A 14,860-nucleotide genomic window follows, 5' to 3' on the forward strand; every position below is an offset into this window, starting at 1 on the left:
ACCAGCCTGCCCGGTACCTGCCTGAGCGGGGTCTGTTCCAGGCCGAAATCGACGGTCCCGGACTGGTGTGCTGAAGGTGTGGCCGGTGCTCGCCGGCCCGAATCACTCTCAGGAAGGTACGCATCACATGTCCACACAAGCTGTTGCCAGCCCTCTCGCCGGCCGCGTTGCTGTCGTCACCGGCGCTTCGAGTGGCATCGGCGAAGCCGCGGCCGAGCACCTGGCAGCACTGGGCGCGACCGTCGTCGTCCTGGCGCGCCGCGCCGACCGTCTCGGCGACCTGGTGACCCGGATCGAGAAGGACGGCGGTACTGCGCTCGCACTGTCGGTCGACGTGACCGACGCCGCGGCCGTGCAGTCAGCGGCGGACCGGGTCGCCACCGAGTTCGGTGGCGCCGACCTGCTGTTCAACAACGCGGGCGTCATGCTTCCGGCGCCGGTGGAGGAGCTGGCCACCGATCAGTGGCAGCACCAGATCGACCTCAACATCACCGGTCTGATGAACGCGATCGCCGCGTTCACACCGCAGCTGGTGGCCTCGGCCGCCGAGCGGGGTGTCGCCGACCTGATCAACACTTCCTCGATCGCCGCACAGAACATCTACCCGAACTTCGCCGTCTACTCCGGTACCAAGGCCTACGTGACGCACCTGTCCCGTCACCTGCGCGCCGAGCTGGGTCCGAAGAACGTCCGGGTGTCCGCGGTCGAGCCGGGCATCGTCGGCACCGAGCTGCAAAGTCACGTGACCGACGAGGGCGCACTCCAGTGGCTGGCCGGCGCCAAGGAGACGATGGAGTGGCTGACCCCTGAGGACGTCGCCCAGACCATCGGCTTCATCGCCGCCCTGCCGCCGCGTGTGAATCTCCAGCAGGTCACCGTCATGCCCACCGGTCAGACGAGCTGACCCTCTGCGGCGCGTTGCAGCCATTCGCGGATCAACGCGCCGAACAACTCTGGTTGCTCGATCTGGAGGTTGTGGCCGGCGATATCCAGTACGGCGTACGTCGCCCGCGGATAGTGGGGGAGCAGCGCGTACTGGTCCTCGAAGCCCGTCACCGAGTCCTGTCTACCGCAGACGATCAGCGTCGGCCGCGCGTAGGCAGGACCGCTCTCCGGCGCGATCGACAAAGCCCAGTTCTTCTGGATCCGGTCGAGCGCTTCGGTGTCGGCGGCAACGAGGCCGAGCGCGACGTCCGAGCGGTACGCCTTGAGCGCGGCGGCGGTCTGGACCACGGCCAGGTCGGTGAAGTCCTCGCCCTCGGTCAGTGACTCGAGCACGCCTGGCTCGGTCCGCAGAACGACGTGCTCGGGCAGGGTCCGGTCGGTGTGCATCAGTGCGGTGCCGATCGGGCAGATCAGGGCGAGACCGAGGATCTGATCCGGCCGCTCCGAGACCAGGCCGCGGGCGAGATAGCCGCCGTACGACTCTCCGAGCAGGAGGAACGGCTCGTCCCCGATCTGTTCGTCGATGAACGCCCGTACCTCGGCCATGATCCCGTCCGAGCTGTCGATCGAACCGGCCGGTGTCTGCCCCATGCCGGGCAGGTCGGGGTAGAGCCGCCGGTACCCAGGTACGTCGGCGAACACCGGCTCCAGACACCCGGACATCAGCCGGTGATCGGGAGTCCACCCGTGCAGCGAGAGCACCGGAACCCCCTCGCCGAAGGACACATGATGCAGTGCCATCCCCATCGCCTTTCGCCGTTCTCGATCGAATCTCCCCAAGTTCTACCAACCCCCTCCGACAAACCCCGACCTTGAGAAGCCACCGACCACTTTTCGGCCCGGAATGTGGTTGGTGGCTTCTCAAAGTGGTTCTCGCGACGTAAGCGACGGATGGGTGGATCGGTGCTACACCTGTGAGTGGGGGAGCTGTCCGATCGGGGTTGTGATCGGGCGGTAACGGGGAGGGAGATTGCGATGACGAGTGCTGCGATGGTTGCCGAGTTCGCGGACTTCGCCGGCTGGACTGCCGATGCGGTCGAGCAACTCGGTGCAGGTCACGCCATACCAGCCGCCTGCCGGGGCAGTTCGAGTCCGGCCGCGCTGGCCTGGCTGGCCGAGGCGTGCGAACTCACGCCGGGGGACAGGTTGCTCGATGTCGGTGCCGGGGTGGGTGGACCGGCAGCCTGGGCGGCGGAGCGGTTCGGGGTGCGCCCGATCCTGGTGGAGCCGATGCTGCCAGCCTGCCGAGCTGCGGCCCGCCTCTTCGGATTGCCGGTCGTCACGGCCGACGGTGGTCGCATCCCGTTGCGGGCGGGTTCGGCCGATGTCGCCTGGTGCCTGGGTGTGCTGTGCACGGTCGAGGACAAGGCTGCCCTGCTCGGTGAGCTGCACCGGGTGCTGAAGCCCGGTGCGTCGTTGGGTCTCCTCGTGGTGGTCTCCCGGACGCTGCAGCTTCTGCCGGCGCCCGACGGCAACCACTTCCCGACCCAGCGGGAGCTCGCCGGACTGCTGGCGGACGCCGGCTTCGACCTCGTAGAGCAAATCGCTCGCCCGAACGCCGCACCACTTTCATGGTCTCGCCGCGCCGAACAGGTCGCAGCGGCCGTCGCCGCGAAGCACCAGGCCGACGAGGCCTATGCACTAGCGGCCCGTCAGTCCGAGCGCCTCGACCGCCTCCTGGCCGCCCGCCAGGTCTCCCTCCAACTCATCCACGCGATCGCCCGCTAGGGGGCATCCGCCTCGCCTGGTTTCCGTGGTTGCGGACCGCCAGGCCATCACAATGCCGCGACACTGCGGATCCCCCCGCCTGCGACGACTGCGAAGCCGGTGGTTGTGATGGCCTGGCGGTCCGCCACTGTCCGGCTATGCCTTGTGGAAAAGCGGATTCGCTGTGGGCCGGGGCGGGTTAGAGTCGGCTCATGTCGAGTCGAACTCCGCACGGTCCTGCCCCCGATTCCGCCGTACTGCGTGCCAGGTTGGAGCACGCTCGTGAGGCTGCTGCCGGGACGGGTCTGCTGATCGCACCCGGGTCGGACCTGCGGTATCTGCTCGGGCAGGCGGGAGGTTCGTTCGAGCGGCTGACCGCGCTGGTCATCCCGGCCGAGGGTTCGCCGGCGCTCGTCGTACCGAAGCTCGAAGCGCCTGGATTCGCTGACCTGCCGTTGGAAGAGCTTGGGGTCGAGGTCGTCACGTGGGTGGACGGTGACGATCCGTACGGCGTTGCCGCGGATCGTCTGCGTGGATCGGAGCGAGTGGCGGTCAGCGACTTCACGCCGGCGCTGCACATGCTGGCTCTGCGCGAGGCGTTGCCGAAGGCTGAACAGGTCCTCGCCGGGCCGATCGTGCGCGAGTTGCGGATGCGCAAGGACGCGGCCGAGATCGATGCGCTGCGGAAGGCGGGTGCGGCGATCGACCGGGTGCACGCGCGGGTCGGCGAGTGGTTGCGACCGGGCCGGACCGAGGCGGAGGTCGGAGCCGACATCGCGGCCGCGATCGTCGAGGAGGGCCACGTGCTGGCGGAATTCGTCATCGTCGGCAGCGGGCCGAACGGCGCGAGCCCGCATCACGGATTGTCCGACCGGGTGATCGAAGCCGGTGACGTGGTGGTCGTGGACATCGGCGGACCGGTTGCCGAGGGCTACAACTCCGACTCGACCCGGACGTACGCGGTCGGCGAGCCACGTGATGCGGATGTCGCCGCGACGTACGCCGTACTGCGGGATGCGCAGCAAGCGGCCGTGGACGCGGTGCGACCGGGGGTGTCGGCGGAGTCGATCGATGCGGCCGCGCGGGATGTCATCGCGGCGGCCGGATTCGGCGAGTTCTTCATCCACAGGACCGGACACGGGATCGGGCTCGACGTGCACGAAGACCCGTACATTGTCAGTGGGAACGGGCTGATTCTCGAACCAGGGATGGCGTTCAGCATCGAGCCGGGGATCTACCAACCAGGGCGGTGGGGTGCGCGGATCGAGGACATCGTCGTGGTCACCGAGGACGGCGTCGAACCCATGAACCGCCGCCCGCACGAGCTGGTGGTGCTGTGACTCAGCCGGCGCGGAAGGTCTTGCGGTAGGCGAGGGGAGAGACACCGAGTTCTGAGCGGAGGTGGTGACGGAGCGACGCGGCAGTTCCCAGGCCGGCCGACTCGGCGACGCGGTCGACGGACAGGTCCGTGGTCTCCAGCAGATGGCACGCGTGTCGTACGCGTTGCTGCAGGAGCCACGTGCCCGGAGATTGACCCGTCTCGGCCTTGAACCGCCGGCTGAAGGTGCGCACGCTCATCTGGGCGTGGGCGGCCATCGAGGGGAGACTCAACTCCTCATCGAGCCGCTTCAGGGCCCACGCGCGCGTCGGCGCCGTACCTTCGCTGCCCTCGTCCGGTACGACGCGATCGATGAACTGTGACTGCCCACCATCCCGCCACGGCGGTACGACGCAGTGCCGTGCGGCCCGGTTGGCGACCTCGCTGCCGAAGTCGCGGCGGATCAGGTGCAGGCAGAGATCCACCCCCGCGGCGAGACCCGCTGACGTGATCACGTCACCGTCGTCGATGAACAGCAGGTCCTCGTCGAGCTTCACCTGCGGGTAGAGGGCCCGGAACATCTCGGCCCGCAGCCAGTGAGTCGTCGCCGGCCTTCCGTCGAGCAGCCCGGCCGCACCGAGTACGAACGCGCCAGTGCAGATCGATGCGATCCGGGTCCCCGGGCGGATGGTGCCGAGCGCCTTCGCCAGGTCGTCCGGCAGCGTGCCTTCGTACCGCGGCTGGGCGATGTACGTGCCCGGGATGATCACCGTGTCCGCCTCGGCCAGCGCCTCCGGCCCGTAGTCCGGGATCAGGCTGAACCCGGCACCGGCCCGGATCGGCGCGATCTCCAGTCCGCAGATGCGTACGTCGTACAGTGCTGTCCCGTCGGCCTTCGTCGCCGCCCCGAACACCGTCGGCGGAATGGTCAGGTCGAACCCGACCACCGGTTCCAAGGCCAGTACGGCGACCACGTGCGGCCCGACGGCTCTGAGCTTGGCCCGACTGGAAGTGCTCATGGCCATATCTTGACACATGCTGGCGTTCTGGCCACTGGTCCGCGGGTCGGGGAGACGGCAATCTGTCCGGGTGACGCAGATTGTGGAGAAGAAGGCTGCCCGGGTGCACCTTGCCTGGGCAGTCGCCGCGGTGGGGTTCGTAACGCTGATCGGTGCTGCTGGGTTCCGCTCGGTGCCGGGGGTCCTGCTCGACCCGTTGCACGACGAGTTCGGATGGTCGCACGCGACGATCTCGGCGTCGGTGTCGATCAACCTGCTGCTCTACGGCCTGATCTCGCCATTCGCCGCGGCCCTGATGGATCGGCTGGGTCTGCGTCGCGTGGTCAGTGGTGCCTTGTTGCTCATCGCGCTCGGCAGCGGGCTGACCGTCTTCATGAACTCGTCCTGGCAGCTGCTGCTGTGCTGGGGTCTGCTGGTCGGTGTCGGCACCGGGTCGATGTCGATGACGTTCGTTGCGACGATCACCGGCCGCTGGTTCCTCCAACGCCGCGGACTGGTCACCGGCATCCTGACCGCCGCCGGCGCCACCGGGCAGCTCATCTTCCTCCCGCTCATCGCAGGTCTGGCCACTGCCTACGGCTGGCGCGTCCCGGCACTCGTCGCGGCCGGTACGGCGCTGGCCGTCGTACCGCTGGTGCTGCTCTTCCTGCGCGACTACCCGAGCGATGTGGGCTTGCGGGCGTACGGCGCTCCAGAGGGAAGCACTGTGGGTCAGCGGGTCGAGACGACCGGCAGCAGCGCGCTGCGGGCTTTGACTGCGTTGCGATCTGCGATGCGCAGGCCCGCGTTCTGGATGCTTGCGGGTGGCTTTGCCATCTGTGGTGCGTCGACGAACGGGTTGATCGGCACGCACTTCGTGACCGCGGCACACGACCACGGCATGCCTGTCACAACGGCTGCGTCGTTGCTGGCGTTGGTAGGAGTCTTCGACGTCGGCGGCACGATCATTTCGGGCTGGCTGACGGACCGGTGGGATCCGCGGTACCTGCTGATCGGGTACTACTCGCTGCGCGGGTTGTCACTGCTCGTGCTGCCGTCTCTGCTCGGTCCGACGGCGCAGCCGAGCGTCTGGGTCTTCATCATCTTCTACGGCCTCGACTGGGTCGCGACCGTCCCGCCGACCGTTGCGCTGTGCCGCGAGTGGTTCGGGGTGGATGGGCCGATCGTGTTCGGCTGGGTGTTCGCGTCGCACCAGATCGGTGCCGCGTTGGCCGCCACCGGCGCCGGCGCGATCCGCGATATCCAGGGCAGCTACAACCTCGCGTGGTACCTGGCCGGAGGGCTCTGCGCGGCGGCCGCGTTGATGTCCGCGAGCATCGGACGCCGACTCGTGACCGCCTGATCTCTTCGGCTAGCCTCGATCCAGGTCGAGGTCGGAGGGATGAGTGGGTGGACATCGAACCGGGCGAGTTGACGGTCGGGCAGTTGGCGCAGCGCAGTGGCGTGGCGATCTCGGCGCTGCATTTCTACGAACGGCAGAACCTGATCGTCAGTCGTCGTACGTCCGGCAACCAGCGGCGGTACAAGCGCGACACGCTTCGCCGGGTCGCGCTGATCCGGATCGCCCAGCGGGTCGGCATCCCGCTCGCGGAGGTGGCCGCGATCCTGGCCCTGTTGCCGGAGAACCGGACACCGACCCGGCAGGACTGGGAGCGCATCTCGGAGTGCTGGCAGGCCGAGCTCGACAAGCGCATCCTGCACCTCGAACAACTCCGCGACGACTTCAAGGACTGCGTCGGCTGCGGCTGCCTGTCCCTCGACCGCTGCGCCCTGGCCAATCCGTACGACGCTCTGGCCGCGAAGGGCCCTGGTCCGCAACGACTGGTCGCCGCCGGCGGGGACCCGTGCCATCCCGGCAAGTGTGCCTGAGGCTCCAGCCCGCGCCTGCCGCGGGCTGGAGCTCGGCTACGGCCGTTATCCCCACTGGCCGGGCTCGTAGTCGCCGGCGGGTCGCTGGCTGATGACGTTCAAGCGGTTCCAGGTGTTGATCAGGGCGATGAGGGACAACAGAGCGGCGAGCTGGTCCTCGTCGTAGTGCTTGGCCGCGTTGGCCCAGGCCTCGTCGGTGACACCACCGGCTGCGTCCGCGATCCGGGTGCCCTGCTCGGTGAGTTCGAGGGCCGCACGCTCGGCCTCGGTGAAGACCGTCGCCTCCCGCCAGGCCGCGACCAGGTTGAGCCGGACCGAGGTTTCCCCGGCGTGCGCGGCGTCCTTGGTGTGCATGTCGATGCAGTAGCCGCAGCCGTTGATCTGGCTGGCACGAATCTCCACCAGGTGCCGCGTGGCTTCGGGCAGAGTGGAGTCCCCGACGACCTTGCTGGCCGAGTTGATGTACTTGATGACCTTGGCTCCGACCGGGTTGCTGACGGGGTCAAGACGGATATCCATGGCTGATCTCCTTGTCAGATTTGGCGTTACACCCAACCGACGAGACAGCGCGGCGCGGTGTGAGCCGCACGAGGAGTGACCTACGTCTCCCGGATCGGGTTATCCACAGAGGGGCGCCGGCCGGCAGCGAACTGGGGGTGCGGGCGTCTAGGGTCGTGGGCATGGCTGACACCAGTTCGACCACCAGCACTCTGACCGAGGCGCGCGCGGAGATCGCCGGCGGCGTGATCCGGGCGATCGCGGGGGAGAGCGCGCGCTTGCGGGCGGATCAGCAGACCGCGGTCGCCGCCTTGTGCGAGGCGGCTGCGCGGGTGCTGGTCGTGCAGGCGACAGGCTGGGGCAAGTCGGCTGTGTACTGGGCGGCCACCGCGATCCGCCGAGCCGAGGGTGCCGGGCCGACGCTGGTGGTGTCGCCGCTGTTGTCATTGATGCGCGACCAGGTCGCCGCCGCGAGTCGAGCCGGTCTGCGTGCGGCGACCTTGAACTCGAACAACATCGACGAGTGGTCGAGCATCGAGCATGACCTTCGCTCGGGCGCGATCGACGTACTGCTGGTATCTCCCGAGCGACTGGCGAATCCCGGCTTCGGTCGGCGGGTGCTCGACGGGCTGGCCGGGCAGGTCGGGCTGCTGGTCATCGACGAGGCGCATGCTGTGTCGGACTGGGGGCATGACTTCCGTCCGGACTATCGCCGCGTGTCCGACGTACTGCAGCAGTTGAACCCGAAGACGCCGGTGCTCGCGACGACGGCGACGGCGAACGCGCGAGTGACCGACGACGTCGCGCATCAGCTGGGGGAGTCCACGCTGGTGCTGCGGGGTCCGCTGGCCCGGTCGAGTTTGCAGCTTGCTGTGGTCGATGCGTTGTCGCCGTTGGATCGGTTCGCGTGGGTGGTTGACCACCTGCCGAAGCTGCCCGGGTCGGGGATCGTCTACACGTTGACTGTGTCCGATGCGCAACGGCTGGCGGCGGCGATCCAGGAGGTGCACGGCCGGGATGTGCCGGTTGCGGCCTACACGGGCGGACTGGACGCGGGCGAGCGCGAGAGGCTCGAGGACGCGTTGCGGGCGAACGAGTTGAAGGCGCTGGTCGCGACGTCGGCGCTCGGGATGGGGTACGACAAGCCAGACCTCGGGTTCGTGGTGCACGTCGGGTCGCCGCCCTCGCCGGTGTCGTACTACCAGCAGGTCGGTCGTGCCGGCCGCGGGATCGACCACGCGGTGGTGGCGTTGCTGCCTTCTGATGCGGACGCGGGGGTGTGGGACTACTTCGCGACCGCGACGATTCCGGTGCCGGAGAACGTGAATCGGCTGCTGCGTGGGCTGGAAGGGTACGGGCCGGACCAGCCGGCCACCGTTCCGGCGTTGGAGGCCGAGACAGGCCTGCGTCGTACGCGGGTGGAACTGATGCTCAAGCAGCTCGCGGTGGACGGAGTTGTCGACCGGGTCGAGCGCGGGTGGGTGCGAACGGGGAAGGACTGGACGTTCGATGCGGCGCACTACGACGGGATCGTCGGGGTACGGCGGCGTGAGGCGGACATCATGCGGGCGTACACCCGTGGTGACCGTTGCCTGATGCAACTTCTGCAGGAGTCGCTGGACGACCCGTCGGCCGAGCCGTGTGGCCGCTGCTCGGTCTGTCTCGGCGAGTTGCCTGATCCGCTGCGGGCGAAGCCCGAGGCGGAGACCGTGCAGGCGATCATTCGGCTGCTGCGCGGCGAGGTGCACATTCTGGAGCCGCGGAAGATGTGGCCGGGTGGGGCGTTCGGCGCGAAGGGTCGTATCCCGCCGGGGCTGGGCGCCGAGCCCGGGCGGACCGTCATCTACGCCGACGCACCCGAGTGGCGGGAGGTGTTGCGCGGGACCTTCACTGACGGGGTGCCGGATCCGGACTCGCTTGAGGCACTGAAGGCTGGTGCAGTGGCGGCTCTCTCACGGTGGCGTGGTTCCTGGTCGGGTCGGCCCGAGGTCGTCGTACCGCTTGCGGCCGCAGGGTACGGGCGGTTGACGAGTGAGATCGCGGATCACGTTGCTGCGGTGGGCCGTCTCGATCGGGCTGAGCTGACGGTGAATCGGACGGGGTTCACCGACGACCTCTCCTCGGCGGAGGAGGCGCGGGTCTGGCGTGACGGTATCGAGATCGACGGTCCGACGGCACAGGCTGTCAGCGGCCGCACGGTCCTGCTGCTGGCCGACGCCTCGTCGTCACAGTGGCCGATCACCGTCGCCGCCGCCAAACTCCGCGAATCCGGCGCCGCCGCCGTCCTCCCACTCCTGATCCACAAGCGCCCCTGACCCCGGGCGTCGCCGCCCCCACGCCGAGTTACGTGGTGGCGGCGAGTTGGGGGGTGGACTCGACGAAGGACTTGAGGTCGGAGATGAGCTGGGTCCAGCCGTCGCCGACCATCTCGCGGATCGCGCTGCCCGGCTCGAAACCGGTGTGGACGACGGTCAGCTTGACCTGGTCTCCGACGGGTTCGAGCTCGAAGCTCGCCTTCGACAGCGGTTCACGACTGGTCTTCTCGTACAGCTCGTCGTCCATCTCGACGGCCTTCGCGAACTCCGGCGTGATGTGGTGCCAGGCGAAGGCAAGCCGCCGGTACGGGTCATGCTCGAGGACCACCTGACCCGGCCCGGCCATCGCGACGTCACCCAAGTGCCAGATCATCTCGGAACCGACCTTCCAGTCGGTCTCGTGCTGGACGTGCCAGTACTGCTCGGTGAACTTCGGATCGGTCAGTGCCTGCCACAGCCGCTCGGGCGTGGTCTTGATGTACGTGGTGTAGACGAAGTCGTTGTCGCTCATGTTCTCGGCCTCCAGAGCCGTTTTGAGATCGGCGAACAGTTGCACCCGCCGGCGGTCGTACTGGTTGATCCAGCGGTCGGCGATGGCGTTGATCGGCTCGGCGTTGAGGTAGTGCAGCTTCTCCCGGCCGCGCCACACGGTAGTGACGAGATTGGCGCTCTCCAGGACGGCGAGATGCTTGCTCACCGACTGCCGGGCCATGTCGAGGCCGGCGCAGAGCTCGCGCAGGGTCTGGCCGTTCGCCGCGTTCAGCATGTCCAGCAGCCGCCGGCGACTCGGGTCGGCCAGCGCGCGGAACACCTCGTCGTCCATCCCGCTCCGATCGGGTTATGCAGCCATCTGGCTGCATAACGACAATAGGCAGCCGAGTGGCTGCATGTCAACCGATGGGAATCCGGTTGACGGAGCTTGGACGATGGGCGAGTGGAGATCGAGAGCTTGGGGTTCCGGACCGACCTGCTGTTGCTGGAGCTCGGCGGGAGCGAGTTCACCGACACCGGTGAGTACGTCGTGGTGCGCACGCCCGGCAACCCGGGCTTCTGGTGGGGGAACTTCCTGCTCTTCCGGGCACCATTCGCGCCGGGCGATGTGCAGGCCCGGTTGGCCGCGTTCCGCAGCGAGTTCCCGACCGCGAATCACGTTGCCTTGGGCATCGACAACACGGACGGCGTGATCGGTGCCGAGGACGAGGTGGCGGCTGCCGGGTTCGAGGTGGGCCGGGACGTGGTGATGACAACGAGTGAGGTCGTCGCGCCGAGCCGGCCGAACGAGGAGTCGACGTACCGGTTCCTGACCGGTGACGACGACTGGGAGCAGTTGGTGCAGTTGGACCTGGCGACTGCTCCGATGGAGGTCGACGACGCCTACGTCGAGTTCACCCGCCGCAAGCTCGAGTCGAAGCGGTCACTGGTGGAGGCCGGGCACGGGAAGTGGTTCGGGGCGTTCGAGGGTGAGCGGCTGCAGAGCTCGCTCGGGTTGATGTTCGACGGCAACGGGCTGGCCCGGTTCCAGACCGTGCAGACGCATCCGGACGACCGCAACAAGGGCATCGCAAGCACGCTGGTTCACCGCGCCTCGACGTACGGGCTGACTGAGGGTGGAGCGAAGACGCTGGTGATGGTGGCGGATCCGGAATACCTCGCGATCCGGATCTATCGGGCGCTCGGCTTCACTGACACCGAGACCCAGTTGCAGTTCACCCTGCGTCCGTCCTGACGGCCCCTGGAGACGTGGCAGGGTGGAGACATGACTTTGACTGAGGTACGGCGTGGCGTCGTTCTGATCACCGGTGGGAGTCGCGGGATCGGGGCCGCCTCGGCGGTCGCGCTGGCCGCTGACGGGTGGGATGTCGGCGTGAACTACCGGACTCGCGCGGACGAGGCGGCTCGCGTCGTCAAGTCGTGCGAGGAGCTCGGTCGGCGGGCGATCGCCGTACCGGCCGATGTGACCGAGGCGGACCAGATCGAGCGGCTCTTCGACACGGTCACCGCCGAACTCGGGCCGATCGGTGCCGTGATCAACAATGCCGGCGTCGTGTCGCCGTCCGGCCGGGTCGCCGAGTACGACGCCGCGCGGCTGGAGCGGGTGTTCCGGATCAACTCGATCAGCGCGATCCTGGTCGCGGGTGCCGCGGTACGACGGATGTCCACGGCGTACGGCGGATCCGGCGGCGTCCTCATCAACGTGTCCTCGCGGGCTGCCGTACTCGGGTCGGCCGGTGAGTACGTCGACTACGCGGCGAGCAAGGCCGCCGTCGACGCGCTCACCGTGGGCTTGGCGAACGAGGTGTCGAAGGAAGGTGTCCGCGTCCTCGGTGTACGCCCAGGCCTGATCGAGACCGACATCCACGAGGAAGGCCGGCTGGAACGCATCGGTACGACGCCACCACTCGGCCGCCCGGGGAAGCCCGAAGAGGTCGCGGAGGTCATCGCCTTCCTCGCCTCCGACCGCTCGTCGTACATGACGGGCTCCACGATCGACGTCGCCGGCGGCCGGTAGGTCACGCCGGCCGGGCGACGAAGGCCTCGGCGGACCACCAGCGCCGGAACGTATCCCGCCCGACCTCGGTGACCAGGCCGGTGGTCTGCGAGACATGCGCCAGCACCGCGTCGATCTTGCGATCGAGGTCCTTCCCGGCGAGTACGACGTACAAGGCAAGCTCCTCGTCCGGCGTCACCGGCGGGCTGCCGTACATCCACAGCCCGAGGCGTTCGTTGAGAGGGCCCCACTCGTCGTGAAAGCCGGGCGTGAGTGTCGCGTACAGCAGCCGTGCCCTCCCGCCGGACGCACGCCACGCGGCAGTTGTCCATGCGGAGATCGCGCGGTGATCGGCGTGCCCGGTCATCCCGTCCGGGCCGAAGGTCAGGATCGTGTCCGGCTCGATCTCCGCGATCAGCTGAGCGACCGACGCAACCCCTCCGTCTGCGTCGGCGCACTCCCCGTCGCGGTAGCCGAGCCAGCGATGCTCCAGTACGCCGATCACCGCAAGGCTGGTCCGCATCTCGTCCTCCCGGACCGCGGCGAGCTCCTCCGGCGGCAACGCCACCTCTGCCGAGCCTTGTTCGCCGTACGTCGCTGTCGCCACGACGACCCGGTGTCCGGCGTCCCGCAGCGCTCCCATCAGCCCGGCGGACAGGTACGCCTCGTCGTCGGGGTGCGCCCAGACACCGAGGACTGTCCCCAGCTCCTCGGTGACCGGGCGCATTCGCTCTTCTGGCACGGTCATGGGGCCTCCCGGCCTGGACTGAGGAGCGCAGGGAGCGCAGCGACTGGAGTGACGAGGGAAGGCCGGGAGTCAAAGCCCCATGACCCGCCGCGCCGGAGGCGTGGCATCAGTACTTTCATTCGGTATCGACCTCGATTGTGACTGGCACTTGGTTGGTGATGATGTCGAAGACGGCCGACCGGGCCTGCGACTGGGCGACCAGCTCGCGGAGCTTGTCCGCGGGGGCGTCGCCCTTGACGGTGAACCGGACGGTGATCTGTTCGTAGCCGTTGCGGACGTCCGGGTCGAGGCCGAGGATCCCGTTGAGGTCGATGTCCCCGGCAACGGTCGAGTGCACCTCGGTGAGCCGGATGCCGCGGGCGGCGGCGATGTTGGCGAGCCCTGCGGTCAGGCAGGCGGCCAGCGCGTGCAGAACGTACTCGACCGGCGTCGGGCCGTTGTCGCGTCCCACCAGTACGGCGGGGTGATCGGCGTCGAAGTGGAACGTGCGCTCGTGCGTGCGCTCCTCGCCGACCCCGAAGTACCCGTGGATGGTGCTGCGGTTGTGGGTGCCGCTCAGCCACTGGTTGCCGGCCCGGAACTGGAACCGGGCGGCCTCGGGCGCGCCCTTGACCGCGTCGAGGGTGGCGAACAGAGTCGCGGTGTCGACGCCGTTGCGAGTCATCGAGTCGTCGGTCATGGTCATGGTGGATCTCCTTCTGAGGTGATTAGACAGCGGCGAGGTAGCCGCTGGACAGTGGTGGCCGGGTGGCCAGTTCGACAGCCTCGGCATCGAGTGTGCGGCCGAGTTCCTTCTGCAGGGCGACGAATTCGGGCACCGGCGGATACCCCGCCAGGGCGACGGTCAGCTCGAAAACGGGCCGTAGAGCGCGATCACGCGCACGTTGGTAGTCGGACATCGCGTCGACGTCCCCGCGGAGCGCGCGATCGAGCGCGGCGGCCAGCAGTTCGGCGTCCCGATAGGCGTCGGACATCCCGTGCCCGGTGACCGGATCACGGTGATACCCGGCATCGCCGACCAACGCCCAGCCCGGGCCGTAAGCCCGGCGGATGAAGTTCGGCGCACGCAACATGCCGGTGACCGGCGAGGTACGACGCCCTTCGCGAAGGCGCTCAGCCAGCGCAGGCGCTGTCAGTTCGAGGTACGACGTGAACGCGTCCTCCCGAGACCCCGCCCGACGGCGTGCACGGTGGGCATCCTCGATCGGACTGCAGATCCAGACACACGCCTCGCCGTGATGAGTCGGGAACACTCCGGTGAGTGCCCGGTCGGCGACGATCAGTTCGATGCCGTCCCACGGCAGCCGGTCGTAGTACGCGTACTGCGCCGCACCCCAGGCGCCACGGTCCTCGACGATCTCCGCACCCACTGCGCGAGCGACCCGGGATCCGAGTCCGTCCGCGCCGACGACGAATCGAGCCGTCAGGTCTACCGGCGTACCGGCACGATCGTGCCCGTGCACGCCAGTCGCGCGGCCAGCCTGGTCAACGTGAACGCCGTCGATCGTGACTCCGAGCTGCAATCGAGCCCCCGCGTCGACGGCGGCCTCGGCTACGAGCGTGTCGAGGATGTGCCGACGCGGCGCGACCAGTAGGTCGACCCCGGCGTTGTCCTTGACCGGCCGGGTGATCGACTGACCTTCGGCGGTGAAGGTGACCTGCCGGATGGCAGGCGCTCCGCTGTCCAGCACGGCGTCCAGCAATCCCCAGCGCTGCAACTGGACAACACCGGGCCGGGCGAGTTGATGCGTCGACAGCGTGTCGGACGGGAACTCGTCCCGATCGACCACGACGACATCGTGTCCCTGCCTGGCGAGCAGGAGCGCGGTGGCCGCTCCGGCGGCTCGTGCGCCGACGATGACGACGTCGTGGCGGTGGCGAAAAGACTTCATGCATCGTTTGTAGGCGGCCACCACACCCCGCCGGATCCGTCGCGACTACCTAGATCGGGCC

General features: G+C 68.4%; 15 protein-coding genes. 8 read left to right on the forward strand and 7 right to left on the reverse strand.

The window, feature by feature from the left end:
* The first annotated feature begins 127 nt into the window (after positions 1 to 127).
* The gene (locus V9K99_RS24765; RefSeq protein ID WP_337004289.1) at positions 128 to 904 is read left to right on the forward strand and encodes an SDR family oxidoreductase; all 777 of its coding nucleotides are present in this window, start codon (positions 128 to 130) and stop codon (positions 902 to 904) included.
* Here the strand turns inward: V9K99_RS24765 and V9K99_RS24770 are convergent.
* Positions 892 to 1,686, reverse strand: coding sequence for an alpha/beta fold hydrolase (locus V9K99_RS24770; protein WP_337004291.1), 795 nt, complete (start codon positions 1,684 to 1,686; stop codon positions 892 to 894). The genes V9K99_RS24765 and V9K99_RS24770 overlap by 13 nt on opposite strands.
* Positions 1,687 to 1,920: 234 nt before the next feature.
* On the opposite strand from V9K99_RS24770, the gene V9K99_RS24775 reads away from it, so the two are divergent.
* Together V9K99_RS24775 and V9K99_RS24780 are read left to right on the forward strand one after the other, a co-directional pair.
* On the forward strand, positions 1,921 to 2,673 hold the full coding sequence (locus V9K99_RS24775) for a class I SAM-dependent methyltransferase (RefSeq protein WP_337004293.1): 753 nt from the start codon (positions 1,921 to 1,923) through the stop codon (positions 2,671 to 2,673).
* Between the two features lie 191 nt (positions 2,674 to 2,864).
* Positions 2,865 to 3,992: a M24 family metallopeptidase gene (locus V9K99_RS24780; RefSeq protein WP_337004295.1), complete on the forward strand. Its 1,128-nt coding sequence runs from the start codon at positions 2,865 to 2,867 to the stop codon at positions 3,990 to 3,992.
* A 1-nt stretch (position 3,993) separates the two neighbouring features.
* Here V9K99_RS24780 and V9K99_RS24785 read toward each other — a convergent pair whose 3' ends face one another.
* Positions 3,994 to 4,989, reverse strand: a complete 996-nt coding sequence (locus tag V9K99_RS24785) for a GlxA family transcriptional regulator (RefSeq protein WP_337004297.1) — start codon at positions 4,987 to 4,989, stop codon at positions 3,994 to 3,996.
* Positions 4,990 to 5,059: 70 nt separating this feature from the next.
* Here V9K99_RS24785 and V9K99_RS24790 point away from each other — a divergent pair, with 70 nt between their 5' ends.
* A complete protein-coding gene (locus V9K99_RS24790; protein ID WP_337004299.1) occupies positions 5,060 to 6,331 on the forward strand; it encodes an MFS transporter in 1,272 nt (423 codons plus the stop codon).
* A gap of 47 nt (positions 6,332 to 6,378) precedes the next feature.
* Positions 6,379 to 6,858, forward strand: a complete 480-nt coding sequence (gene soxR, locus V9K99_RS24795; RefSeq protein WP_337004301.1) for a redox-sensitive transcriptional activator SoxR — start codon at positions 6,379 to 6,381, stop codon at positions 6,856 to 6,858.
* A 45-nt stretch (positions 6,859 to 6,903) separates the two neighbouring features.
* Here the strand turns inward: soxR and V9K99_RS24800 are convergent, their stop codons facing one another.
* A complete protein-coding gene (locus tag V9K99_RS24800; RefSeq protein WP_337004303.1) occupies positions 6,904 to 7,377 on the reverse strand; it encodes a carboxymuconolactone decarboxylase family protein in 474 nt (157 codons plus the stop codon).
* 161 nt (positions 7,378 to 7,538) lie between these two features.
* Between V9K99_RS24800 and V9K99_RS24805 the strand changes: the two genes are divergently transcribed.
* Positions 7,539 to 9,671 carry a RecQ family ATP-dependent DNA helicase gene (locus tag V9K99_RS24805; protein WP_337004305.1) on the forward strand — a complete coding sequence of 711 codons (2,133 nt, stop codon included), beginning with the start codon at positions 7,539 to 7,541 and terminating at the stop codon, positions 9,669 to 9,671.
* 28 nt (positions 9,672 to 9,699) lie between these two features.
* Here V9K99_RS24805 and V9K99_RS24810 read toward each other — a convergent pair whose 3' ends face one another.
* Positions 9,700 to 10,494, reverse strand: coding sequence for an ArsR/SmtB family transcription factor (locus V9K99_RS24810; protein WP_337004307.1), 795 nt, complete (start codon positions 10,492 to 10,494; stop codon positions 9,700 to 9,702).
* 111 nt (positions 10,495 to 10,605) lie between these two features.
* Here V9K99_RS24810 and V9K99_RS24815 point away from each other — a divergent pair, with 111 nt between their 5' ends.
* Positions 10,606 to 11,397 (forward strand): GNAT family N-acetyltransferase, encoded by a 792-nt coding sequence (locus V9K99_RS24815; RefSeq protein ID WP_337004309.1) that lies wholly within the window; start codon positions 10,606 to 10,608, stop codon positions 11,395 to 11,397.
* A 30-nt stretch (positions 11,398 to 11,427) separates the two neighbouring features.
* Positions 11,428 to 12,180: an SDR family oxidoreductase gene (locus V9K99_RS24820; protein ID WP_337004311.1), complete on the forward strand. Its 753-nt coding sequence runs from the start codon at positions 11,428 to 11,430 to the stop codon at positions 12,178 to 12,180.
* Between the two features lies 1 nt (position 12,181).
* Here the strand turns inward: V9K99_RS24820 and V9K99_RS24825 are convergent, their stop codons facing one another.
* From V9K99_RS24825 to V9K99_RS24835, 3 genes are all read right to left on the reverse strand, one after another.
* A complete protein-coding gene (locus V9K99_RS24825) occupies positions 12,182 to 12,907 on the reverse strand; it encodes a PIG-L deacetylase family protein (protein WP_337004313.1) in 726 nt (241 codons plus the stop codon).
* A gap of 115 nt (positions 12,908 to 13,022) precedes the next feature.
* Positions 13,023 to 13,592, reverse strand: a complete 570-nt coding sequence (locus V9K99_RS24830; protein WP_337004315.1) for an OsmC family protein — start codon at positions 13,590 to 13,592, stop codon at positions 13,023 to 13,025.
* 22 nt (positions 13,593 to 13,614) lie between these two features.
* A complete protein-coding gene (locus V9K99_RS24835) occupies positions 13,615 to 14,799 on the reverse strand; it encodes an NAD(P)/FAD-dependent oxidoreductase (RefSeq protein WP_337004317.1) in 1,185 nt (394 codons plus the stop codon).
* Between the last annotated feature and the right edge of the window lie 61 nt (positions 14,800 to 14,860).

This window comes from Kribbella sp. CCNWLW201 (assembly GCF_037203805.1).
Lineage (GTDB): Bacteria > Actinomycetota > Actinomycetes > Propionibacteriales > Kribbellaceae > Kribbella.

What these genes read in the sequence shown, in the direction of transcription:
- V9K99_RS24775 (WP_337004293.1), top strand. Translation starts at nt 1,921, where the DNA reads ATGACGAGTGCTGCGATGGTTGCCGAGTTCGCGGACTTCGCCGGCTGG.
- V9K99_RS24825 (WP_337004313.1), bottom strand. Translation starts at nt 12,907, where the DNA reads ATGACCGTGCCAGAAGAGCGAATGCGCCCGGTCACCGAGGAGCTGGGG.
- V9K99_RS24835 (WP_337004317.1), bottom strand. Translation starts at nt 14,799, where the DNA reads ATGAAGTCTTTTCGCCACCGCCACGACGTCGTCATCGTCGGCGCACGA.
- V9K99_RS24765 (WP_337004289.1), top strand. Translation starts at nt 128, where the DNA reads ATGTCCACACAAGCTGTTGCCAGCCCTCTCGCCGGCCGCGTTGCTGTC.
- V9K99_RS24805 (WP_337004305.1), top strand. Translation starts at nt 7,539, where the DNA reads ATGGCTGACACCAGTTCGACCACCAGCACTCTGACCGAGGCGCGCGCG.
- V9K99_RS24770 (WP_337004291.1), bottom strand. Translation starts at nt 1,686, where the DNA reads ATGGCACTGCATCATGTGTCCTTCGGCGAGGGGGTTCCGGTGCTCTCG.
- V9K99_RS24830 (WP_337004315.1), bottom strand. Translation starts at nt 13,592, where the DNA reads ATGACCATGACCGACGACTCGATGACTCGCAACGGCGTCGACACCGCG.
- V9K99_RS24810 (WP_337004307.1), bottom strand. Translation starts at nt 10,494, where the DNA reads ATGGACGACGAGGTGTTCCGCGCGCTGGCCGACCCGAGTCGCCGGCGG.
- V9K99_RS24800 (WP_337004303.1), bottom strand. Translation starts at nt 7,377, where the DNA reads ATGGATATCCGTCTTGACCCCGTCAGCAACCCGGTCGGAGCCAAGGTC.
- V9K99_RS24820 (WP_337004311.1), top strand. Translation starts at nt 11,428, where the DNA reads ATGACTTTGACTGAGGTACGGCGTGGCGTCGTTCTGATCACCGGTGGG.
- V9K99_RS24780 (WP_337004295.1), top strand. Translation starts at nt 2,865, where the DNA reads ATGTCGAGTCGAACTCCGCACGGTCCTGCCCCCGATTCCGCCGTACTG.
- V9K99_RS24785 (WP_337004297.1), bottom strand. Translation starts at nt 4,989, where the DNA reads ATGAGCACTTCCAGTCGGGCCAAGCTCAGAGCCGTCGGGCCGCACGTG.